Here is a 2,224-nt window from a genome sequence, read left to right as displayed (position 1 = left end):
GGGGGGGGTGCCCGCCGCAACGGCCTCGCGCAGCAGGTCGCCGGTGGACAGCTGCACATAGCCGAATTTCTCTTCCAGCATCCGCGCCTGAGTGCCCTTGCCGGCCCCCGGAGGACCCAGCAAGATCAGAACAGCGGGGCGGGTCAATACTGCCATATTCATCGGTCAATCACCCCTTGTTCGCACGGTTTTCGATCAGGTCGTCTACCACCGACGGATCGGCGAGGGTCGACGTATCGCCCAAGGAACCGAAATCGTTCTCGGCGATCTTGCGCAGGATGCGGCGCATGATTTTGCCGGAGCGGGTTTTCGGCAGACCCGGCGCCCATTGGATCACATCCGGCGAGGCAATCGGGCCGATCTCGGTCCGCACCCAGGTGCGCAGTTCCTTCAGCAGCTCGTCCGACGGCTCGCGGTCGTTCATCAGGGTCACATAGCAATAGATGCCCTGGCCCTTGATCTCATGCGGGTAGCCAACCACGGCAGCCTCGGCCACGGCGGCGTGTGCGACCAATGCGCTTTCGACCTCAGCTGTGCCCATCCGGTGGCCGGAGACGTTGATCACGTCATCGACGCGGCCGGTGATCCAGTAGTCGCCGTCTTCATCGCGGCGGCAGCCGTCGCCGGTGAAATAGTAGCCTTTGTAGTCGGAGAAATAGGTCTTCTCAAACCGCTCATGGTCGCCCCAGACCGTGCGCATCTGGCCCGGCCAGCTGTCCTTGATGCACAGCACCCCTTCGACGCCATTGCCCTCGATCTCAACTCCGGACTGGGGGTCCAGAACCACCGGCTGGATGCCGAAGAAGGGTTTCATTGCGGCACCGGGCTTCATCGCATGCGCACCCGGCAGCGGGGTCATCAGGTGGCCGCCGGTTTCGGTCTGCCACCAGGTGTCGACAATCGGGCATTTGCCCTTGCCGACAACCTCATTGTACCAGTTCCAGGCTTCCGGGTTGATCGGCTCGCCCACGGTGCCGAGGGTGCGCAAGGAGGACAGGTCGCATTTCTCGACCCATTCGTTGCCCTGGCCCATCAGTGCGCGCAGCGCGGTGGGGGCGGTGTAGAACTGGTTTACTTTATGCTTTTCGCAGACCTGCCAGAAGCGGGAAGCATCGGGGTAGGTCGGCACGCCTTCGAACATCAGCGTGGTGGCGCCATTGGCCAGGGGCCCGTAGACGATATAGCTGTGGCCGGTCACCCAGCCCACGTCCGCGGTGCACCAGTAGATGTCGCCGTCGTGGTAATCAAAGGTGATCTCATGGGTCATCGCGGCATAGGCCAGATAGCCGCCGGAGCTATGCACAACGCCCTTGGGCTGGCCGGTGGAGCCGGAGGTGTAGAGGATGAACAGCGGATCTTCGGCGTTCATCTCGGCCGGGGCGCAGTAATCCTCTGCTTCCAATGCCATTTCGTTGTAGTCAAAGTCGCGCCCGTCGACCCAGGTGGTCTGGCCTCCGGTGCGCTTGACCACCAGGCATTTCACCGTGTCCTTGGTGTGCAGCAGCGCGGCGTCGGCGTTCGACTTCAGCGCCGTCTTGCGGCCTCCGCGGGGGGCCTCGTCGGCGGTGATCACAACCTTGGCGTCGCAGCCGTTGATCCGGGCCGCCAGCGCGTCGGGGGAGAAACCGGCAAACACGATGGAATGAATGGCGCCGATGCGGGCGCAGGCCAGCATCGCATAGGCGGCTTCCGGGATCATCGGCAGGTAGATCACCACCCGGTCGCCCTTGCGCACGCCCATCTCATGCAGGATGTTGGCCATCCGGCAGGTGCGGCGGTGCAGCTCCTTGTAGGTGATATGCTGCGCCGCTTCTTCCGGGCTGTCCGGCTCCCAGATGATCGCGGTCTGGTCGCCGCGTGTGTCCAGATGGCGGTCGATGCAGTTGGCGGAGACGTTCAGGGTGCCGTCGGCGTACCAGTTGATCGAGACATTGCCGAAGCCGTAGTTCACGTCCTTCACTTCGGTGAAGGGCTTGATCCAGTCGATGCGCTTGCCTTGTTCGCCCCAGAACCCTTCCGGGTCGGTCAGCGAGGCGTCATACATCTCCTGGTATTTCGCGGCAGTCACATGCGCGCGGGCAACGGTTTCGTCGGACGGCGGATAGACAGCGTCTGCGTGCAGCGCGTTCATTCGGTTTCCTCCCAGAATTTATTGGCAAGACAAACGACAACGCTGTGCCGTGGCTGTCAAACCGTTTCCTCCTGGGCACCGATAATACCGCGG

2 protein-coding genes are annotated in these 2,224 nt (G+C 62.9%); both read right to left on the bottom strand.

The window, feature by feature from the left end; translation table 11 throughout:
* The coding region (locus tag A2I95_RS32705; RefSeq protein ID WP_291736534.1) for a nucleoside monophosphate kinase at positions 1-162 on the bottom strand (162 nt) is incomplete at its 3' end.
* Positions 163-169: 7 nt separating this feature from the next.
* Positions 170-2,131, bottom strand: a complete 1,962-nt coding sequence (gene acs / locus A2I95_RS32700) for an acetate--CoA ligase (RefSeq protein ID WP_027259216.1) — start codon at positions 2,129-2,131, stop codon at positions 170-172.
* Positions 2,132-2,224 lie beyond the last annotated feature (93 nt).

The organism is Leisingera sp. F5 (genome assembly GCF_001593695.1).
Note: the sequence above shows the minus strand (reverse complement) of the source record. Positions and strands in the feature narration are given on the sequence as shown.